Origin of the sequence: Streptomyces sp. NPDC102437, assembly GCF_044765565.1 — a bacterium.
Classification (GTDB): domain Bacteria; phylum Actinomycetota; class Actinomycetes; order Streptomycetales; family Streptomycetaceae; genus Streptomyces.
The window spans coordinates 1-19,380 of the sequence record NZ_JBIWKI010000053.1 but is presented as its reverse complement, the minus strand read 5'-3'; the positions used below and the strand labels follow the sequence as shown (position 1 = coordinate 19,380).

Here is a 19,380-nt window from a genome sequence, read left to right as displayed (position 1 = left end):
GGGCGGTGCCGCCGGGTGTGACATGCGCCCCGGCGGCCGTGGGCCGTTGACACCGGGTGCCAGGGCTTCTAGCGTCTCGTCTGCTGAAGGTACTAAGCGGTTGCTCAGCCATCGGGAAGGTTCCGCGCACACGAGGTCCGTGCCGGGGGTGCCCCGATGTCCCGCTGAGCGGCGATCCAAGGGCGAGGAGAACAAGCATGTCTACCACCGAGCAGCGCGTCGCCGTCGTGACCGGAGCGGCGCGGGGCATTGGCGCCGCCACCGCGGTACGCCTGGCGGCCGAGGGCCGCGCCGTCGCCGTACTCGACCTCGACGAGGCGGCCTGCAAGGACACCGTCGAGAAGATCACTGCCGCCGGGGGCACCGCCCTCGCGGTCGGCTGCGATGTGTCGGACAGCGCCCAGGTGGAAGCCGCGGTCGCGCGGGTCGCCGCCGAGCTCGGCGCCCCGACGATCCTGGTCAACAACGCGGGTGTGCTCCGCGACAACCTGCTCTTCAAGATGACCGAGTCCGACTGGGACATCGTGATGAACGTGCACCTCAAGGGTGCGTTCCTGATGGCCAAGGCTGTTCAGAAGCACATGGTGGACGCCAAGTTCGGCCGGATCGTCTCGCTCTCCTCCTCCTCGGCGCTCGGCAACCGCGGCCAGGCCAACTACTCCGCCGTCAAGGCCGGTCTCCAGGGCTTCACCAAGACCCTCGCCAAGGAGCTCGGCAAGTTCGGCATCACGGCCAACGCCGTCGCCCCCGGCTTCATCGTCACCGAGATGACCGCCCAGACCGCGGCCCGGGTCGGCATGGGCTTCGAGGAGTTCCAGGCCGCCGCCGCCACCCAGATCCCGGTGCAGCGCGTCGGCCGCCCCGAAGACATCGCCAACGCCATCGCCTTCTTCACGGGCGACGAGGCGGGCTTCGTCTCCGGTCAGGTCATGTACGTCGCCGGCGGACCGCTCAACTGACCCGAAGGGCTACGGACATCATGACTGTGCAGGACAGCGGGAAGGTCGCGCTCATCACGGGCGGGAGCCGCGGCATCGGCTACGGCATCGCCGAGGCGCTGGTGGCCCGCGGCGACCGGGTGTGCATCACCGGACGGGGCGAGGACGCCCTCAAGGAGGCCGTCGAGCGGCTGGGTGCCGACCGGGCGATCGCCGTGGCGGGCAAGGCGCACGACGAGGCGCACCGGACGGTGGCCGTCGAGCGCACCATGGAGGCGTTCGGCCGGGTCGACTTCCTGATCAACAACGCCGGTACGAACCCGGTCTTCGGGCCGATCGCGGAGCTCGACCTCAATGTCGTCCGCAAGGTCTTCGAGACCAATGTGATCTCGGCGCTCGGCTTCGCGCAGCAGACCTGGAAGGTCTGGCAGAAGGAGAACGGCGGGGCGATCGTCAACATCGCCTCGGTCGCCGGGATCTCCGCCTCGCCCTTCGTCGGTGCCTACGGCATCAGCAAGGCGGCCATGGTCAATCTGACCCTTCAGCTGGCGCACGAGTTCGCCCCGGTCGTCCGGGTCAACACCATCGCACCCGCGGTCGTGAAGACCAAGTTCGCCCAGGCGCTGTACGAGGGCCGTGAGGAGGAGGCCGCGGCAGCCTACCCGCTCGGCCGGCTGGGAGTGCCGGAGGACATCGGCGGTGCCGCCGCGTTCCTCACGTCCAGCCAGTCCGACTGGATCACGGGGCAGACGCTGGTGGTCGACGGCGGAATTTTCCTGAATGCGGGCGTGGGCTGAGAACAGCCTGAGCGGATTTGGCCCTGATTGACTCAAGTGCCCTGTCGGGCCCGTGGATTGACCCGACGGGGCACTGCGGTATGGTCTGCCGACCCATGGCTGATCGAGGAGCGTTCACGTGTTCTACCGGGCCAGTCTGCAGGCAGCTGCAGCCCTTGCTTCCCTTTCTCTGCTGGCCGGCTGCGGACTTCTTTCCGACAGCGGTTCGGAAGTCGAGCAGAAGATAGTCGTCGGTACGACCAGTGAGCCATCCACCCTCGATCCGGCGGCGGCGTGGGACAACTCCTGGGAGCTGATGCGAAATGTCTTCCAGACCCTGATGAGCTACCCCAGCGGCAGCACGAAGCCCGAGCCCGACGCCGCGGAATGGTGCAAGTTCACCGACACCACCAGCACCTCCTACCGGTGCAAGCTCCGCGCGGGCCTGAAATTCTCCAATGGGGACAAGCTCGACGCCGAGGCGGTGAAGTATTCCATCGACCGGATCACGGCCCTCAAGGTCAAGGGCGGCCCGGTCGGCATGCTCGGCTCGCTCGACCGGATCGAGACCAAGGGGGACGACATTGTCGTCTTCCACCTCACCAAGCCGGATGCCACCTTCCCCTTCATTCTCACCACACCCGCGATGTCGTTGGTGGCGCCCAGCGCCTATTCCGAGCACAAGCTCCGCAGTGACGGAAAGATCACCGGTTCCGGCCCGTACCTGCTTGATTCGTACAAGCCGGGGAAGAGTGCCGAACTGGTGAAGAACCCGGACTACAAGGGCTACGCCAAGCGCAAGAACGACGCCGTGACCATTCGGTACTTCAAGGATTCCGCGCCCGTGGTCGCGGCGCTGCGGAAGAAGGAGATCGACGCGATCTACCGGGGTCTGACCGCCGAGGAGGTCGTCAGCCTGGAGGAGAACAAGGACAAGGAAAGCAATCTGCAGATCGTCGAGACGGTCGGCGCGGACATCCGCTTCCTGGTCTTCAACCCGAAGGACCCGGCGGCGGGGAACGTCGCCGTACGGCGGGCCATCGCCCAGCTCGTCGACCGCGACGCCCTCGTGGCCAAGGTCTACCAGGGCACGGCCGAACCGCTGTACTCCATGGTCCCCAAGGGCATAGCCGGGCACACCACCAGCTTCTTCGACGCCTATGGCGACCCGGACCAGGGCAAGGCCAAGCAGATCCTGACCAAGGCGGGCATCACCAAGCCGGTCGACCTGACGCTCTGGTTCACCACCGACCGGTACGGCTCCTCCACCGCCTCCGAGTTCGACGAGCTGAAGCGGCAGCTGGAGAGCTCCGGCCTCTTCAGGATCACGCTGAAGAGCAAGCCCTGGAAGACGTTCCAGGAGGGCTTCACCAAGGGCGAGTACCCCGCCTTCGGCCGCGGCTGGTTCCCGGACTTCCCGGACCCCGACAACTTCATCGCCCCGTTCCTCGGCAAGGACAGCATCACCGGGATGCCGTACATGAAGAACGAGATCACCAAGGAACTGCTGCCGCAGACCCGCAAGGAGAGCGACCGGGGCGCGGTCAGCAAGCAGTTCGAACGGGCGCAGAAGATCCTGGTCGACGACGTGCGGGTCCTGCCGCTGTGGCAGGGCAAGCTGTACGTCGCCTCCGGCGAGGACATCGGCGGTGGCGAGCGCGCCCTGGACCCGCAGACGGTCATGCAGATGTGGGAGCTGTACCGCAAGGCCAGCTGGTAGCCCGGAGCCGGACCGGCGGGGCGCGTTGTCAGTGGCCCCCGGTAGGTTCTCGGTTGAAAAGCTGATTGCTTACCGGAGGTTGTTGAAGTGACCGACACCGACCTGCTGCCCGAGTCCTGGCGCGGCGTCCTCGGCGAAGAGCTGCAGAAGCCGTACTTCAAGGAGCTCACCGAGTTCGTCGAGGAGGAGCGGGCCAAGGGGCCGGTCTACCCGCCGCGCGACCAGGTCTTCGCCGCGCTGGAGGCCACGCCCTACGACAAGGTGAAGGTCCTCGTCCTCGGCCAGGACCCGTACCACGGGGAGGGGCAGGGGCACGGGCTGTGCTTCTCCGTGCGGCCGGGTGTGAAGACGCCGCCGTCCCTGCGGAACATCTACAAGGAGATGAAGGAGGAGCTCGGCCTGCCGGTCCCGGACAACGGGTATCTGATGCCGTGGGCCGAACAGGGTGTGCTCCTGCTCAACGCCGTGCTGACGGTCCGCGCGGGCGAGGCCAACTCGCACAAGGGCAAGGGCTGGGAGAAGTTCACCGACGCCGTGATCCGCGCCGTCGCCTCGCGGCCCGACCCGGCGGTCTTCGTGCTCTGGGGCAACTACGCCCAGAAGAAGCTCCCGCTGATCGACGAGGAGCGCCATGCGGTGGTGAAGGGGGCACACCCCTCGCCGCTGTCGGCCAAGAAGTTCTTCGGCTCCAGCCCGTTCCGGCAGATCAACGCGGCGGTGGCCGCGCAGGGGCACGAGGCGATCGACTGGCGCATCCCCGATCTGGGCTGACCGGCGGTTTCGCCCCGGCCGGCGGCGGGCGTCCGGCGACCGGCCGGGGACGCCCGCCCGAGCCTCAGCGGGATTCGCCGCCGCTGCGGCTAGCGTCGAGCGCGGAACGGGGGACGAGCTCGCAGGGAGGTCGCAGTGACGGAGCAGCGGGAGGCGTCCAAGGACGCTGTCATGACCAGAATCGGCCAGGCGGTCATGCTGCTGCACGGCGGCGACCGGGAAGAGGCCCGCAATCGTTTCGGCGAGCTCTGGTCGGAGATCGGCGAGGGCGGCGACGCCCTGCACCGGTGCACCCTCGCCCACTACATGGCCGACACCCAGGACGATCCGGGTGACGAACTGGCCTGGGACCTGAGGGCGTTGACCGCCGCCGGGGCGCTGACCGACGAGCGTGCGGCTCAGCACCCCGACGCGCCGGCGGTGCGGGCGTTCTACCCCTCGCTCCATCTCAATCTCGCGGCGGACTATCTGAAGCTCCGGCGCCCCGATGCGGCGCGGATCCATCTGGACCGGGCGCGTGCCGCCTCCGGGGTGCTCGCGGAGGACGGGGCGGACGACGGGTACGGGGGAGGGGTGCGGGCGGCGATCGCGCGACTGGAGCTGCGGCTGCGCGAGCTGTGAGGGTGGCCCGTCCACGACGGACGGGCCACCTCTCGGTTCTTCCGTCGGGGCTCAGTGGCCGTAGGTGTTGGCGCAGATCCGGGACTGGGGGCTGCCCGCGGGCCAGCGCCCGTACCCCCGCCCCAGTGCGCAGACGTCCGTCCCGGCGACCGGGGCGGGCAGGGCCGGGGCGGGTACGGTCGCGGCGGGCGGCACACCGTGCGGCCGGGGCGGCGCGGCGGCCGTGCGTCGCTGCTGCCGGGGTGCGCGGGGCACGGGGCGGCGGGTGTCCGGCGGTTCTGCATGAGCGGGGCGGGACGCGGAGGCGGACGGCTCGGGGCTCGGCACGGCCTCCAGGGAGTCGTGGACCGGAGGCAGCACGATCTGCGGTGCCAGGTGCTGGGCCGGCCCGCTGGCCCGGGGCCGGGGCGGAACGTCGGGTTGCGGCTGCACGGACACGCAGCCGGACAGCGCCGTGACGGCGACGCCCATCAGGAGACTCACGGTGATTCTGGTTCGTTGCACCTGATCAACTCTGCTGTGCGGGACGGGCTCCGGGGGAACCGGAAAGCCGGGATTGGCCCGCAAGAGTGACACCTGCCGGTGAGTGCGGCGGCCATGGTGACGCCATTGCTGTGGTGATGCCGGCCGTGGTGACACGTTGGGCGTGGTGCCCCGTGGCTCAGCGCGGCGCCCATCGCGGGCCCAGCATCCCGCCGAGCAGTTCGGTGAAGCCGGTGCGCAGCTCCTCCTCGTTCGGTACGGAGCGGTTGTACGACCCCGCGGCGCACGAGAACATCAGCCCCTCGCACCAGGCCACCAGGGAGAGCGTGTGCCGTTCGGGCTCGCTCGATCCGGCGGCCGTCATCAGCGCCTTCAGCGGTTCGCGGAACTGGCGGCCGGTCGCGTCGAAGAACTCCCGCAGTTCCGGGCGACGGGTCGCCTCCAGGGCGAGTTCGTAGCGGCAGAGGAGCAGTTCGGGATGGCGGGTGAGATAGCGGTGCAGCGCCCGCGCGAGACCGGCGACCAGTTCCTGCGCCCCGGCGGCCGGATCCGGCAGTTCGGCGGGGGCGAGCACCCGCGCCTCGCGTTCTGCCAGCCGTCGCACCGCCGCCTCCAGCAGGGACTGCCGGGTCCGCGCGTAGTTGGACGTCGAGCCCTGGGGGAGTCCGGCGCGCTCGTCCACCGCGCGGTGCGTCAGCCCGCGCATCCCGCGTTCGGCGAGGAGCGCGAGGGCGGTGTCGGCGATGAGGTCGGCCCGGGAGGTGCCGGTCGTGCGTGTGGCCATGGGGCCAACCTACCGCTGACACTACACCCGTAGTACGGTGAATGTGTCACTACAGGTGTAGTCCCGTCGCCCGGGGATTCCGGAGCGACAGGGCTGCGCGGATTGCTGGAGGAGCCATGGACAAGCCCCATGCCGTCGTCATCGGCAGCGGTATCGGCGGCCTCACCGCGGCGGTGGCCCTGCACGGCCGCGGTTGGCGGGTCGCCGTTCTGGAGCGCGCGGCCTCCCTGGAACCCGTCGGAGCCGGCATCTCTCTCGCGCCCAACTCCCAGCGGGCCCTGGACGTCATCGGCATGGGCGACGAGATCAGGGCGCTCGCCGCCTGGCAGGGCGAAGGAGGCATGCGCGCCCCGGGCGGCCGCTGGTTCTCCCGTACGGACAGCGCCGCGGCGACCGAGCGGTTCGGCGGCTCGATCGTCCTGCTGCACCGCGCCACTCTCGTCGACCGCCTCGTGTCCCGGCTGCCCGACGGCACCGTCCGAACCGGCGCCGAGGCGGAGCTGCTGGACCCGGGGACGGCGGCCGGCGCGCCCGCCGTGGTCGGGACGGCGGCCGGGAGGATCGAGGCCGACCTCGTCATCGGCGCCGACGGCATCAACTCGGAGGTACGGCGGGCACTCTTCCCGGACCACCCCGGACCCTCGTACGCCGGATTCACCACCTGGCGCGTCGTCGTACCCGCGCCCCAGCGGCCCTTCGCCCCGCACGAGACCTGGGGGCGCGGCGCACTCTGGGGCACCCAGCCGCTCAAGGACGGCCGCGTCTACGCCTACGGGGCCGCCGCCGCCCCGGCCGGTGCCCATGCCGCCGACGGCGAGAAGGCGGAGCTGATGCGCCGGTTCGGCAGCTGGCACGACCCGATCCCGGAGATCATCGCCGCCGCCGATCCCGGCCAGGTGCTCCGCAACGACGTCCACCACCTGCTCGATCCCCTGCCGTCCTTTCACCGGGGGCGCACCGTCCTCGTCGGCGACAGCGCGCACGCGATGACGCCGAGCCTCGGCCAGGGCGGCAACCAGGCCATCGAGGACGCGATCGTGCTCGCCCACCATCTGACGCCGGGCGGTGACCTCGGTGCGGGAGCGGCGGCGTACACCGCCGACCGGTTGCCCCGTACCTCGGCCATCGTCCGCAAGGCCGCACGGACCGCGCGTCTGATGCGGCTGACCAGCGCCCCCGCCGTCGCGACGCGTGACGCGCTGCTCTCCGTCGTCTCACGCGTCGGGCCCAGCCTCGTCCTGCGCACCTTCGACGGGATAGCCGACTGGCAGCCGCCGCAGCACACGTATGCTGCCCCTCGCGAGGCGGACACCGCGACGGTGGACGTCGAACAGTGAGAGGGAGACCCCTGTGAAGGTCGGCTGCATCGGGCTCGGCGACATCGCGCGGAAGGCGTATCTGCCGGTTCTGACGGCCCTGCCCGGCGTCGAACTGCATCTGCAGACCCGTACGCCCGCGACCCTGGCCGCGGTCGCCGAGGCCCACCGCATCCCGGCCGGGCAGCGCCACACCGACCTCGAATCGCTGATCGCCCAGGGGCTGGACGCCGCGTTCGTCCATGCCCCGACGGCCGTGCATCCGGAGATCGTGGCCCGGCTGCTGGAGTCCGGCGTCGCCACCTACGTCGACAAGCCGCTGGCCTACGGATTCGCCGATTCCCAGCGGCTGGTGAGCCTCGCCCAGGAGCGCGGAACGAGCCTCGCCGTCGGCTTCAACCGCAGATCCGTGCCCGGCTACGCCCAGTGCGCCGAGCACCCGCGCGAGCTGATCCTCATGCAGAAGAACCGGGTGGGCATGCCGGAGGACCCGCGCACCATGGTGCTCGACGACTTCATCCATGTCGTCGACACCCTCCGCTTCCTGGTGCCGGGACCGGTCGAGCACACCGCCGTGCAGGCCAGGATCCGCGAGGGCCTGATGCACCACGTGGTGCTCCAGCTGTCCGGTGACGGATTCACCGCCATCGGCACGATGAACCGGCTCAGCGGCTCGACCGAGGAACGGCTGGAGGTCTCCGGCCAGGACACCAAGCGCGAGGTCGTCAACCTCGCCGAGGTGATCGATCACAAGGGGCAGCCGAGCGTCCGGCGGCGCGGCGACTGGGTGTCGGTGGCCCGCCAGCGCGGCATCGAGCAGAGCGTGCTGTCGTTCCTGGACGCCGTCCGCGCCGGCGAGGTGCTGAGCGCCGCGGACGCCCTGCTGACCCATGAACTCTGCGAACGCATCCTGCGCGACCTGGACTGCGTCTAGCCAGGGCATGTCCGGCGGATCTGGGTCGGACGGACCCCGGAGGCCGACGAGCGGGCCCGGCGCCCCGGCCCGGCGCCCCTGCCCGGCGGCCGATGGGCCTGCGGATGCGTCGGGTCCCGCTCCGATGCAGGCTGGGGTGATGGGCCACCGGCCCGTGGAGGTGACCTCGTGAGACCTCACGACGAGCCAAAGGGCTGGGGCGCACTCCAGCCGCCGCCGGGCTACTACTCGGCCGACGGGCGGCCCCCCGACGAAATGCGGCGCGGTCTGATCCTCGACTGGGCGGTCAACCAGCGGATCGCGAGCGGCTGGCGGGTGGAATCCCGCTCCGGTACACAGGTCGTCATGGTCCGGGGGCACCGGCTGAACCATGTGCTGCACGCCATCCTGATGGTGTTCACCTGCTTCCTCTGGGGCGCCGTGTGGCTGGGACTGGCCGTGACCAACAAGGTCGAGCGGGTCTCGCTCACCGTCGACGCCCAGGGCAACATCGTCTCGGTCAACGGCCCCGATAGCCCGGCACTCACGGCCCCTGGTCCGGCACTCACGGCCCCGAACGCTCGGCCGGCCCGCCGACCGCGGCAGCCGCCTCGTCCGTCACGCCGGCCGGCCCGCCCCGGTCACGCCGCATGAGGGACCGGGTCGCTTCGACGGCGCAGAACAGGGCCAGCACCGCCGCCGCCCCCTGCGCCGGCCAGTCACCCAGCCGCACATAGAGCGTGGTGCCCGTCGCCAGCGGTACGTCGTACACGGCGGTCCCACTCGTCTCCGTACCGAGCGGAGCCCCGACCCGCGCTCCCTGCGGTCCGTACACCGTGCTGACGCCGGTGAGCGTGGCGTGCACCATCGGGCGGCCGTTCTCGGCGGCGCGCAGCGCCCCGAGCGAGGCATGCTGCTCGGGTGCCCAGCTGTGCTGGAACGTGGAGGTGGACGACTGGGCGATCAGCACCTGCGCACCGTCCTGGGTGAGCCGGCGGCTCATGTCGGGGAACGCGGACTCGAAGCAGACCAGCGGCCCGATGCGCAGCCCGTGCCCACCTTCGGCCTCAGGCAGTGACATGATCACCTGCCGGGTGCCCCGCAACCGGTCCTGGCCCGCCGCCCGGCCCAGGGACGTGACCCATCCGAGCACCGACCGGGCCGGGATGTACTCCCCGAACGGCACCAGCCGCATCTTGTCGTAGCGTTCCCCGGTCAGCCCGTCCGGACCCACAAGCACGGCCGACTTGAAGATACCTGTCCGGCCCGACCGGTCGGTCTGCCGGGCGTCCATGTTGACCAGCACATCCGCGCCCACCCGGCGAGAGAGGGCGGCGATCCGGGCGGTGATGTCCGGGTGCCGGTCGAGATCCACCGCCACACTGCTCTCGCCCCACACCACCAGGTCGAGATCGCGCCCGGCCAGGGAGCCGGTCAGCCGCTCGCTGAGGGCGAGCCGGCGCTCGACGCTGTGCGCCCCGGTGACCACACCCGGCTGGACGACGGCGATCCTGGCCACTCCCGACTCCTCGGGCTGCGGCGCCCAACTCGCCATCGCCCCCACGGCCAGAGCGCACACCACGATGCCCACCACGGCCACCGTACGGGCGGCCGCGGTCACGAAGAGCAGGGCGACAGCGGTGTTCACCGCCACCACCACGAGGCTCACCAGCCACACCCCGCCCACCGACGCCACCCGGAGCGCGGGAGCCACCTGCCACTGGCTGGCGCCGAGCAGCCCCCACGGGCCGCCGAGCGCCTCCCAGGACCGGGCCAGTTCGATCATCAGCCACCCGCAGGGCACCACGACGACCGCCAAGGCGGCGGCAGCTGCGGACACCCGCCCGCCCAGCATCCGGAAGACCAGCAGCCCCCAAGGGGCCCAGAGCAGACCGAGCAGGGCCGCCAGGATCAGGATGAAGACATGGAGGCTGGGCATCAGCCAGTTGTGCACCGCCAGCATGTAACCGGTGCCGCCGAGCCAGCCCTCCAGCGCTGCCCGGCGCCCCGTGCCGGCGGTCCGGATCAGGAGCAGCCACGGAACCAGGCCGACCCACGCGAGCCACCACAGGGAAGGAGCAGGAAACGCGAGTGCGGGCAGCGCGCCCGCGAGCACCGCCAGGCAGCCGCGCCACCGGCCGGACCGCAGCATCCGCGACCACTGTCCGCTCCGACCGGCCGGAATCCGCATGCCGCGCCTCCTCGTCCTGCCTGATGAGCAGTCTTCCCCCTTGTCCGCCGCTCCGCAGTTCTTCCCCGGCAAGGGAAGGCGGAAGCAGCGGTGGTGCGGCTCAGCCCGCGGTCGAGGGGCCTGCCGGGCCGCGCCACTTCTCGTGAACGGTAACGGTACGGATCCGCCAGCCGCTGTCCGTACGCGAGACCGAGAACGCGTACCGCCCGCCGGAGACGAAGTTCGGCGCGGTGGTCCGTACCTCCGCATTGCCCGAACCCGCCGTGGCGTTCTCCAGCCGCATCGGGTTCACGTAGTCGGCCAGCACCTCGGCACGGTCGCCCGGGTAGCCGTCGAGGTCCTGGAACCCGATCCGGCGGTTGACGACCAGATGCTGACGTACGGGGAAGAGCCGCATCGTACGCGCCAGCCACTCGGCGACCTCGTGCGCCGGCCCTTCGACACCACCGGCACCGCGGTAGTCGGCGCGGCCGTCCGGGGTGAACAGGGCCCGGTAGTCCGCCCATTCACCGTCGTCCACCGCCACCGCGTAGCCGGTGATCACTGCATCGATGGCCAGCCGGTCCATCACGGTCGCGAGGTCCACGCGCTGTGTCATCGGGTCAGTGTCCGCCCGCCGGCGTGCGAGGCCAAGAGGCGTGCACGCACGACGGGACGGCGCGGTGTCAGCAGGGCACCACGGCGACCGGGCCCAGCGCGTGCGTGAGCGTGGTCTGCGCGACGGGGGAGAGCCCCAGCCCGAGGGACTCGCCGCCCCGGCGCCGCCCGATCACGGTCAGCGCCGCGGTCGCCGAGGCCGTGACCAGGGTGCGTGAGGCGGAGCCGGCCACCGGTTCCCTGACGACTTCGACCTGCGAGTACTTCTCACGCCAGCCGGCGGTGAGCTCCGCGAGCGTGCGTTCGGCGGAGTCCGCCGCCGCGTCCCGGTCGAAGACGGGGCCGCCGGAGAGGATCGAGGAGAACATGGTCCAGCCGTGCACGATCCGCAGCCGCGTCCCGGGCCGGGAGGCGGCGGTCTCGAAGGCGAACTCGAGAACCGCCTCGCTGCTCTCGTCGGCGGCCACCCCCGCGACGATGTCGGAAAGCGTTCCCTCCACCGCCGTGTCCTCGTCCGAAGGCCCGCTGTGGACCACGACGACGGGGCACGCGGCCATCGACGCGGTGGCCAGGCTGTTGGAGCCCAGCATCAAGGACCGGAAGCCGCCCAGACCGCGTGAGCCGACCACCACCAGCGAGGCGTTCCGGCTGAGCGAAGTGAGGACCGCCGAAGGGTAGTCCAGCGGGGTCAGCGTCGACGGGTGCAGCTCCGGAGCGATCTCGGAGACCCTTCGCACGGACCGGTCGAGCAACTCCTGGGCCTCGCGCCGCAGCGTTTCCTGCTCGACGCGCCGGTCGGGCGTCCGGGCGTGCACGATCGTCAGGCCGAGCCCCCGCCGTACGGCTTCGTGGGCGGCCCAGTCGAGCGCCTCCTGGCTGTGCGTCGAGCCGTCGACCGCGGCGATCACGGGACGGTCGGTGCTGGTCATGGTTGCCTCCAGGTTCCGGCGATGGATGTCCCGGGCCGGTGCGCGTGAGCCGCGCACGGCGGGTGCTTTCGACCCTATCCGCACGGAAGATCCGGAACACACCGCCACCCGCGTCGAGCCGTGGCATGTGCCGGTGAGAGAGAAGCCGTGGCACGTGTCGATGAGAGCGAAGGAGGCCGACCCCGCGATTGTCAGTGCCGGGTGCGATCCTGCCCCCATGGACGAGCTGATGCGGCAGCGGCGCGTGTACGGCGCCGACCATGACGATCCCGATCCGGGGCCCCGGCCGGGGCACAGCTATCGGGAGTTGGTGGGCGGCCCGCTCGACGGCCTGCTGCTCGACGTGACGGGCTGGACGGACCGGGCGCTGCGCGAGGGCGCGGCGCTGAACACGGAGATCGGGCGATTCGGTCCGGGCGGCAGCGCGGAGTACGGGCCACGGGCCGGTGACACCGAACACTGGGACTGGCGGGGCGACACACCATGACCACGGAGCGGTTCAGCAGCACCAGTAGTGTCCGCCGAACCGCCGCGGGACGGCTCAGCCCGCCGATTCACCCGCGTGCGGGCTCAGCACACCCGCGGCCACTGGAGCGAACCGCAGCACGCCCAGCAGTGGATGCAGGCCCGGACATCGGCGACGACGGGCTGGAGCGCCTGCTCTCTGCTGACGCCGCGCGCGTTCTTTGCCATGCGGCAGCCGCCGACGTGGACCTCGGCGGGGCGCCCTGGCCGATGCCGCGCTCGACCACCCAGGCGGTCGACCACCGCCATGCCGAGAACGATGGCCGTCAGCAGCGGCAGGAGCTGATCCAGATCGGAACATCAACCCGGCGGGGCTGCGCCCCGACGAACAGCGTCCAGCAGCAAGGGCAGGTGGGCCGCGCGCTGAAGCCCACGGACGCGCCACCACACAGCCCGGCGGACATCCACCTCCGGGCGAGCGGTCGGCGCCTCCAGCCCGCGATAGGCAGCCTCGCTCACCGCAGCAGCCGCCCCATGGCCGCGAACCTCAGGGAATCCGCCTCGACTGTCCCGACGCGGCCCGGTTGAACCATGCCTGGCGGGATGTGCGCAGGTGATGTGCGACCCATGTCAGCAGCCCATGGCGGCCGAGCAGTCGGAATCGTACGAGATCCCTGGGGCGACCGGCCCCGGCATCACGAGAGAGCGCTGTCCCGTAGTGCGGCTTCTCGGCAGTCACTTGAGTCTCATCAGATGCTCGCTTCCGCAACCCACTTCGATGACCCAGCGTCCAACTTCATGACGGACGGCTGTCGATCACCCGGGAGAGCACGTGACGAAGAAGGACCAGAGGACGGACGCGGCGAGGGAGAAGGACCGCGAAAAGTGGATGGCGCGTTTCCAGGTACGGCTGGCCATGCAGCCGGGCGTGGACCGGGCAGTCGTGCTCCAGGCGGTCAAGGAGGTCACGGCCCACTGCGCGGATACGGGAGAGCACCCGCGGACTGCCTTCGGCGACCCGGACGCCTGCGCCGTGCAGGCCGCCGCGCGGCTGGTGCCGGCAGACCGGGCGGCGCGCGCGAGGCAGCACAACGCCGTGGTGGACGCGCTCGACTCCGTGCTCAAGAGGGCCGGGGACGTCGCCGGTCTGTGACCGGTTGAAGCGTCGGTCATGGCCTGGCGCACGGGCTCTGACACAGCCTCTGTCCGCCGGGGTTGCTGGGCAGCTCAGGCGGTTGGCGGAGCGCCGGAGCCGGTGACACCGATCTTGCGTTGCGCGCTGCTGGTGACAGACGGCCCGCGCCGCCTCGGTGACAACCATCGTGCTTCGCCCGGTGAAGCCGCAGGTCAGCCGGTGCCGCAGGTGACACCTGAGGACTGGTAACAAAGTGAGTTTGTAGCCGGGACGGGAATGACGGCGTGTCAGTTCTCGTTGATGCTGCCCGGATGACGGTGTGAGGAAGCCGAGACGAAGAGTGCGCGCAAGCCGTGGGAGGTCGAGGACGGGCTGTGGGAGCGGATCGAGCCGCTGCTGGCCGAACTGCGGGCGGCCGACATGCTCGACTTCTCCCGCGCCGCCGTCGACTCCGACCATCTGCTCGCGATTAGGGGTGGGCCGGCCACCGGCCCGTCCCTGGTGGACCAGACCGGCAGCTAGCATCACCTGATCCCCCGCACATCGCCCGTCGCGGCACCGAACACGGCTCCAGCCCGGGCATACACCGCTGGGTCGTCGAGGGCGCGATCGCACTGCTGCACTGGTTCCGCCGCCTGCGCATCCGCTGGGAACACGTCGGCGACATCCACCAAGCTTTCCCCCACCTTCTCGACGCGCGGTCATCTGGCTGCGGAGCGCGGGAGGGTGAAACGTGTGGCCCGGCCCTGGTTCCGGGCCACACGCATGTCCCGTCGCCTTGGCCGAGCCGGACATCGAGCCGTCCAAGACTTCAGTCGCACATTCAAGCCCGCCGCTTTCAGAGCTCACTGCAACCAATTTTGTGCGCTCAGAGAACACTTCGACTGCGTTGTCAGAAAAGCATCGCTTCTACGAACCTGTAACTTCTGAGTTCAAAGTCCTGTCTGCAACTGACGGTCCCGCCCACTGTTTCAAGGAAGTGAGACATGAGTTCTCAGGCGAAGGAATTCGGTTTTGGTATGCCGTGGGAGTCGTTGTACGGGTACAGTCAAGCCACCCAGGTCGGTGACACGGTTTACGTGTCAGGGCAGCTGTCCCATGACCGGCACGGCAACTTCGTGGGTGCAGGCGACTTCGAACTGCAGGTCCGAACCACGCTGGAGAATCTAGACCTGGTGCTGAGGCAGTTCGGGGCCGAGCGTAGCCAGATAGTGGAGACCACGGTGCTGGTGAGGAACCTGCGGGAGAACTTCGACACGACAGCACGCCTCCACGCCGAGTACTTCGGGGAGCACAGGCCCTCCAGCACGGTCATGGGCATTTCCGACCTGGCACTGCCGGACCAACTCGTGGAGATTGGCGCGCTCGTGCGTCTCGACGTGAAGCGATAGGTAGGAGGCTGGCCTGATTCCTTCGCTGAGCGTTTTCAACGAGGCCACTGATCGGGTGAGGCTGGCGAGAACGGGGCGAGGACCGCAACACACAAGGTTCCCATGCCGTTGGGGGAGGTGTTCGAAGTCTCAACCCACCGGCATGGGAGCCCTGTTGGTTCCCTATCCTGCCGCACTCGGCCTCCCGCATGCCCTGGTCGAGTGGGTCACGATGCTCATCGTCACCCGCGAGGGGGACCGCAGGTGCAAACTCCCGCCGCACCAGCGCTCGCTCGTCGCTCTGGTGTACCTGCGCCGCCACGACACCCTCACCCGGATCGCGGCCGGTTTCGGGATATCGGTCGGCACCACCCACGCCTACGTCACGGCTGTGACCGGCATGCTCGCCGACCGGGCGCCGGGCCTGCTCAAGACTCTGCGCGAGCATGATCCGGAGCCCTCACAAGGAGGCGCTAAGCGCCAAGGGCTCAAGCGGGCAACTGGGCTCACCGCAGCCGCTCTTATGGCGATTACCACGCTCCTTGGTGGCGCCAGCACAGCCCTCGCGATCGCCCCTACCGCCTCAGTGAATTCAACAGCAACACCTTCACAGCAACCACCCCCTGCACCCTCGGGAGGGCCTTCGCAATCAGATTACAATAAAGCGAGGAATCATAGCGACGAGGCTGGATATAGTAGCGGCTATAATGCCGGCCTTATCGATGGCAATGATTGCGCCTGGCATGGGGGGCGTCTAGGGAACTACTCGCGAAACGGCCAATTCGATGCAGGCTATTTGGTCGGCATTTGGGACGGCAGGACCAAGGTGAATTGCTCGGAGAAGCCTCCGCCCCCGAAACCCCCGTCTGGGCAGTCGACACCGCCGAGTACAACGACAACAACCTCCCGTCTGTGCTGTCGACACCGCCGACCACCTCAGCACCGCCGTCTCAGCAGTCGATCCCGCCTGGCAACGTGCAGGCCCCGCCCGAGCCGTCGGGCCCCGGTTCTTGCACGCCTGGATCTCTTGCCTGCGCCAGCGCGTGCGGCCAATTGTCGTGCTCCGGGAGCAACCCGGCTGGCCCGTCCATGAGCGAGGAGCAGGCGCCAAGCGTCCAGTCCCCGAGCGAGGAGCCGACGTCTCTGTTTGCCTGACGCGCAATCAGTGAGCTTCTTCAGCGTTGCCGCTCCAGTGTGAGGATGGCCTTGGCGATTGACGTCATGCGGTTGGGGCTGCAGCGGGACCTGCGGAAGATTCGCCAGGACTTCAGGTTCGCGACGCCGCGTTCGACGGGCGCTCGTGCTGCGGCCAGTGCCTGGTTGCGGTCTTTTCGGTGGAGGTGAGCTCCTGCAGGGGGCTTGCGCTTGATGCCGGTGGTCAGCCATGGGCCGGCGCCTTGGTAGGCGAGATCGGCCAGGATGGGAACGCCCTGGCGCTCGCAGATCCGGATGATCCGGTGGGTACGGGCGGCGGTCAGGTCGTGGGTGTGGCCCGGCAGGGCGGGTGAGAGCCACAGCAGCCGGCCGCCGGGGTCGGTGACGACCTGCACGTTCACGCCGTGGCGCCGGTGTTTGTGAGAGTAGTCGGCCCGGCCGTCGCCGGCCCGGTCGCACTCGGCGAGGGTCCCGTCGAGCAGGACGAAGTCGGGTTCGTGCTCGCGAAGCGTCTTCAGCAGACCTGGCCCGTTCGGCGAGCAGGTCGACGACCGCGTTGGTGTAGGCATGGGCGGTGGACTCGCTGAATCCCGGATCCGGCGGCGATCTTCGCCAGAGTGGATTGTTCGCGCAGGTACACCAGTGCCACCATCACGCGCTGGGAGGGACGGAGCTTGCATTGCCGGTCGCCCTCACGGGTGGTGATCAGCATGGTGACCCACTCCACGAGTGCATGCGGCAGGTCGAGTGCGGCAGGATGACCAACGAAGCCCCCGGGCAATGTGATTGAGACGTCAGACATCTCGATCAACAGCCCGGGGGCCTCGCTCGTTGCGCTTCGCGGCCCATCACTCGATCGGTGGCCAACTCGAAGAAGCTCATTGCGCGCAATGAGACGACCATGGCCGAGATCGGCAATCTGCCGCAATCTTCAGACGCTCGCCAGCTATTCGTCGCATCCTGGTCGTCCCCTCAGCACAGATAGGGCCCCCAGGGCGAGCCCGGACCGCGGGGGCCCGAAGGATCGCCTGGACCCGCCCCGGCTGCCGTGATCGTGGTCACCGATCACGAGCGTCGTGCTACGTGGACGTTCGGCGCCACGCTTGCTGCGCCGCCTGTCATCAGTGCTGTGCCGTTCGCCCGGGAGGACGGTCCGCTGACCGTCACCGCCGAGGAGGTCACCCGCACATTCGTGACGGTGCGGTTGTGGCGCACTCGGCCCGTCCTGGGATTGGGGCTGCTGCCTGCGGTGCCCGCTGCCAGGGTCGACGTACACCTCACGGCAACACCAATGCCGCCTTAGGACTTACGGGACAGCTCTTGGGGCAGGGCCTAGTACCACATGTAGAGGTGCCACTTCATGACCCCGTCGGTGCCAGGAAACTGTTCGCAGGATGCCCACCAGCTGGGGTGCTGGCTTATCCAGTAGCTGGCGGCGTCGTAGCAAGCCTGAGCGGTCCTGTGGCTGCTGTAGAAGTGCTTTACCGCGGACGCGCGCTGGGCCTCTACGGGGCTCTTGGTGTTGGCAGCAGCAGTGGAGGGCGCAGTAGCCGCCTGCGCCGGCGCTGCTACGCCACCCAACGTGATTGCGGTTCCAAGGGCGAGCCCAGCGAGGATATTGCGGGTGCGCATGATGCTGCCTTTCGTCGACGTCAACGAGCGGGTGTGTGCCTGCTGTTCGTGTTCTTGTCGAACGGAACCAACTGTGCTCGGCCAGCCTGGGGGAAACCTTGGGGAAACATTGAAACTGCAGGTCGCAGTGGCTCTTCCACGGCTTACTCCGGCAACGCGGGCCTACCTTAGGTGGACCGACGGCCCGCGCGGCGATCCGGACCATCTGATCCAGGCCGCTTTTCGCGCCCTGATCGCGGGCGTCGAGACACCGTCGCTGCCGCTCCTCGCCGGGCTGCTACGCAGCGAACAGGCACAGGCCTCGGAGCTGTTCGGACAGGGAGTCGACGAGCTCGGTTTCGGCTTCCATCCACCCGAGGACTACTGGGAGGGCCGACTGGCGCTCGCCCGCTGGTGGGCCGCCGAGATCGTCGGCGGATGGCTCGCCCCCGCCGATGGCGCCGAACTCATCGTCGAGAACGTCGCGGAGGCCTACGGGTAGTCCGAGGAGTTGGCACCCATGGTCGACGCGGTGCGGGCGCTCCAGGACTACGGCGGGCAACACTTCCCTGACGACATCCCCGCCCACCTGACCCGGGCCGCCCACGAACTCCTCGCCCGCATCCCGCCCCCGTCCACACCATCCTGAGAACACGACCGCACCAGACAATCAACGTGACCGAGGCGTTCGGATGCCGTCCGCTGCGGCGCCTCGGGCAGCAACCGGGGATCGGCCAGGGCGATACTTCTCGCCATGAGAGTCAGATGTCTGGAGATCATCCACCCCGACGGCGACATCCCCGTCACGGAATTCGACGGGATCCAGGTAGGCGGTGTCTACCCCGTTCTGGAGATGGTCACCTACGACATCGACTGCCAGATCCGCGTGCTCGGCCCCGATACGCCCGACCCTGGACTGCTCTGGGACCCCGCCTCCTTTGAGACAGTGGACTCCCGGATACCGCCCGGCTGGACTCTGGTGATCGCCAATGGCCGCCCCCGCCTCACCGACGCCCGATGGCAGCGCCCTGGCTTCTGGACCGACTACGCCCACGGCGACCCGCAGGCCCTGGCTGACTACGAGCACGTGAAGCACGAGCTCCTCGCCGCCACCCCGCCAGGCGAGCACTGACCCCTTCGCCCAGGTGCCCTCTCCCGCATCCGAACGGGCAGGCCAGCAACCCGACGGGGACGGACCGGATCAACTGAGACAACGCCGACATCTGTGCTGCTGGAGAAGCCAGACCAACTGAGAAACTTGCACCCTGGCGTCTCAGCCAATCTGGTCGTCGCAGGTTGCGGCCACCGGAGCGGACCAGATCATCTGCGACGGAACATCCAAGGAAGTTTCTGCGGTCGAGATCGTTTGGCAAACCGTCAAGATCATCTGACGCGGGACAGCTGGCTGAGAAGCATCGCTTGGCCCGGTACTGCGGAGGCGGGTCTTGCGGCTGTGGCCCGTTCGCTCGCGCGCCGGACCGCTAGGCACAGTAGTAGTTCGCTGGTGTCCCTAGTACTGCAACCGCATGTGGAGGTCATGGCCTCGGCGTTGGTAGTGGCAGCGGCGGGCTCGGGCTTGGCTGCGGCGCCGGAAGCGTGACCAGC

At 69.4% G+C, this 19,380-nt stretch carries 20 protein-coding genes and 3 pseudogenes; 16 read left to right on the top strand and 7 right to left on the bottom strand.

Annotated elements, in window-relative coordinates; all coding sequences use genetic code 11:
• The first annotated feature begins 197 nt into the window (after positions 1-197).
• The 5 genes from fabG (at position 198) to ACIRJP_RS36870 (ending at position 4,826) form a co-directional block, all read left to right on the top strand.
• On the top strand, positions 198-959 hold the full coding sequence (gene fabG, locus ACIRJP_RS36890; RefSeq protein WP_404184201.1) for a 3-oxoacyl-ACP reductase FabG: 762 nt from the start codon (positions 198-200) through the stop codon (positions 957-959).
• A gap of 20 nt (positions 960-979) precedes the next feature.
• Positions 980-1,735: an SDR family oxidoreductase gene (locus ACIRJP_RS36885; RefSeq protein ID WP_404184198.1), complete on the top strand. Its 756-nt coding sequence runs from the start codon at positions 980-982 to the stop codon at positions 1,733-1,735.
• A gap of 118 nt (positions 1,736-1,853) precedes the next feature.
• A complete protein-coding gene (locus ACIRJP_RS36880) occupies positions 1,854-3,434 on the top strand; it encodes an ABC transporter substrate-binding protein (RefSeq protein WP_404184195.1) in 1,581 nt (526 codons plus the stop codon).
• An 87-nt stretch (positions 3,435-3,521) separates the two neighbouring features.
• Positions 3,522-4,205, top strand: a complete 684-nt coding sequence (locus ACIRJP_RS36875) for a uracil-DNA glycosylase (protein WP_351265822.1) — start codon at positions 3,522-3,524, stop codon at positions 4,203-4,205.
• A 135-nt stretch (positions 4,206-4,340) separates the two neighbouring features.
• Entirely contained in the window at positions 4,341-4,826 is a 486-nt protein-coding gene (locus tag ACIRJP_RS36870; RefSeq protein ID WP_404184192.1) for a hypothetical protein, read from the top strand.
• A 51-nt stretch (positions 4,827-4,877) separates the two neighbouring features.
• On the opposite strand, the gene ACIRJP_RS36865 is transcribed toward ACIRJP_RS36870, so the two are convergent.
• A complete protein-coding gene (locus ACIRJP_RS36865; RefSeq protein ID WP_404184189.1) occupies positions 4,878-5,330 on the bottom strand; it encodes a hypothetical protein in 453 nt (150 codons plus the stop codon).
• Between the two features lie 157 nt (positions 5,331-5,487).
• Entirely contained in the window at positions 5,488-6,093 is a 606-nt protein-coding gene (locus ACIRJP_RS36860; RefSeq protein WP_404184186.1) for a TetR/AcrR family transcriptional regulator, read from the bottom strand.
• 116 nt (positions 6,094-6,209) lie between these two features.
• On the opposite strand from ACIRJP_RS36860, the gene ACIRJP_RS36855 reads away from it, so the two are divergent.
• From ACIRJP_RS36855 to ACIRJP_RS36845, 3 genes are all read left to right on the top strand, one after another.
• Positions 6,210-7,430: an FAD-dependent monooxygenase gene (locus ACIRJP_RS36855; RefSeq protein WP_404184183.1), complete on the top strand. Its 1,221-nt coding sequence runs from the start codon at positions 6,210-6,212 to the stop codon at positions 7,428-7,430.
• A 13-nt stretch (positions 7,431-7,443) separates the two neighbouring features.
• A complete protein-coding gene (locus ACIRJP_RS36850) occupies positions 7,444-8,343 on the top strand; it encodes a Gfo/Idh/MocA family protein (RefSeq protein ID WP_404184180.1) in 900 nt (299 codons plus the stop codon).
• 168 nt (positions 8,344-8,511) lie between these two features.
• Positions 8,512-8,976 (top strand): hypothetical protein, encoded by a 465-nt coding sequence (locus ACIRJP_RS36845; protein WP_404184177.1) that lies wholly within the window; start codon positions 8,512-8,514, stop codon positions 8,974-8,976.
• Here ACIRJP_RS36845 and lnt read toward each other — a convergent pair.
• The 3 genes from lnt to ACIRJP_RS36830 all read right to left on the bottom strand — a co-directional run bounded on the left by lnt (position 8,888) and on the right by ACIRJP_RS36830 (position 12,039).
• Positions 8,888-10,474, bottom strand: a complete 1,587-nt coding sequence (lnt, locus tag ACIRJP_RS36840) for an apolipoprotein N-acyltransferase (protein ID WP_404184228.1) — start codon at positions 10,472-10,474, stop codon at positions 8,888-8,890. The two genes, ACIRJP_RS36845 and lnt, sit on opposite strands and share 89 nt — an antisense overlap.
• A 139-nt stretch (positions 10,475-10,613) precedes the next feature.
• Entirely contained in the window at positions 10,614-11,111 is a 498-nt protein-coding gene (locus ACIRJP_RS36835) for a nuclear transport factor 2 family protein (RefSeq protein ID WP_404184174.1), read from the bottom strand.
• A 67-nt stretch (positions 11,112-11,178) separates the two neighbouring features.
• Complete coding sequence (locus ACIRJP_RS36830) at positions 11,179-12,039, bottom strand: universal stress protein (protein ID WP_404184171.1); 861 nt, start codon at positions 12,037-12,039, stop codon at positions 11,179-11,181.
• 217 nt (positions 12,040-12,256) lie between these two features.
• On the opposite strand from ACIRJP_RS36830, the gene ACIRJP_RS36825 reads away from it, so the two are divergent.
• Positions 12,257-12,526, top strand: coding sequence for a hypothetical protein (locus tag ACIRJP_RS36825; RefSeq protein WP_404184168.1), 270 nt, complete (start codon positions 12,257-12,259; stop codon positions 12,524-12,526).
• An 83-nt stretch (positions 12,527-12,609) separates the two neighbouring features.
• On the opposite strand, the gene ACIRJP_RS36820 is transcribed toward ACIRJP_RS36825, so the two are convergent.
• Positions 12,610-12,732 (bottom strand): hypothetical protein, encoded by a 123-nt coding sequence (locus ACIRJP_RS36820; protein ID WP_404184166.1) that lies wholly within the window; start codon positions 12,730-12,732, stop codon positions 12,610-12,612.
• A gap of 604 nt (positions 12,733-13,336) precedes the next feature.
• Between ACIRJP_RS36820 and ACIRJP_RS36815 the strand changes: the two genes are divergently transcribed.
• The 4 genes and pseudogenes from ACIRJP_RS36815 to ACIRJP_RS36800 form a co-directional block, all read left to right on the top strand.
• Positions 13,337-13,657: a hypothetical protein gene (locus ACIRJP_RS36815; protein WP_404184163.1), complete on the top strand. Its 321-nt coding sequence runs from the start codon at positions 13,337-13,339 to the stop codon at positions 13,655-13,657.
• Positions 13,658-14,175: 518 nt separating this feature from the next.
• Positions 14,176-14,328: pseudogene (locus ACIRJP_RS36810) on the top strand (IS5/IS1182 family transposase); the annotation flags it as partial.
• 297 nt (positions 14,329-14,625) lie between these two features.
• Positions 14,626-15,030 carry a RidA family protein gene (locus ACIRJP_RS36805; RefSeq protein WP_404184160.1) on the top strand — a complete coding sequence of 135 codons (405 nt, stop codon included), beginning with the start codon at positions 14,626-14,628 and terminating at the stop codon, positions 15,028-15,030.
• Positions 15,031-15,184: 154 nt separating this feature from the next.
• Positions 15,185-15,466: pseudogene (locus ACIRJP_RS36800) on the top strand (transposase family protein); the annotation flags it as partial.
• Between the two features lie 718 nt (positions 15,467-16,184).
• On the opposite strand, the pseudogene ACIRJP_RS36795 reads toward ACIRJP_RS36800, so the two are convergent.
• Positions 16,185-16,966, bottom strand: a pseudogene (locus tag ACIRJP_RS36795) (transposase family protein).
• A 957-nt stretch (positions 16,967-17,923) separates the two neighbouring features.
• Here ACIRJP_RS36795 and ACIRJP_RS36790 point away from each other — a divergent pair.
• The 3 genes from ACIRJP_RS36790 to ACIRJP_RS36780 all read left to right on the top strand — a co-directional run bounded on the left by ACIRJP_RS36790 (position 17,924) and on the right by ACIRJP_RS36780 (position 18,907).
• A complete protein-coding gene (locus tag ACIRJP_RS36790; RefSeq protein WP_404184157.1) occupies positions 17,924-18,277 on the top strand; it encodes a hypothetical protein in 354 nt (117 codons plus the stop codon).
• Between the two features lie 18 nt (positions 18,278-18,295).
• Positions 18,296-18,424, top strand: a complete 129-nt coding sequence (locus ACIRJP_RS36785; RefSeq protein WP_404184154.1) for a hypothetical protein — start codon at positions 18,296-18,298, stop codon at positions 18,422-18,424.
• 105 nt (positions 18,425-18,529) lie between these two features.
• A complete protein-coding gene (locus ACIRJP_RS36780) occupies positions 18,530-18,907 on the top strand; it encodes a hypothetical protein (protein ID WP_404184151.1) in 378 nt (125 codons plus the stop codon).
• Positions 18,908-19,380 lie beyond the last annotated feature (473 nt).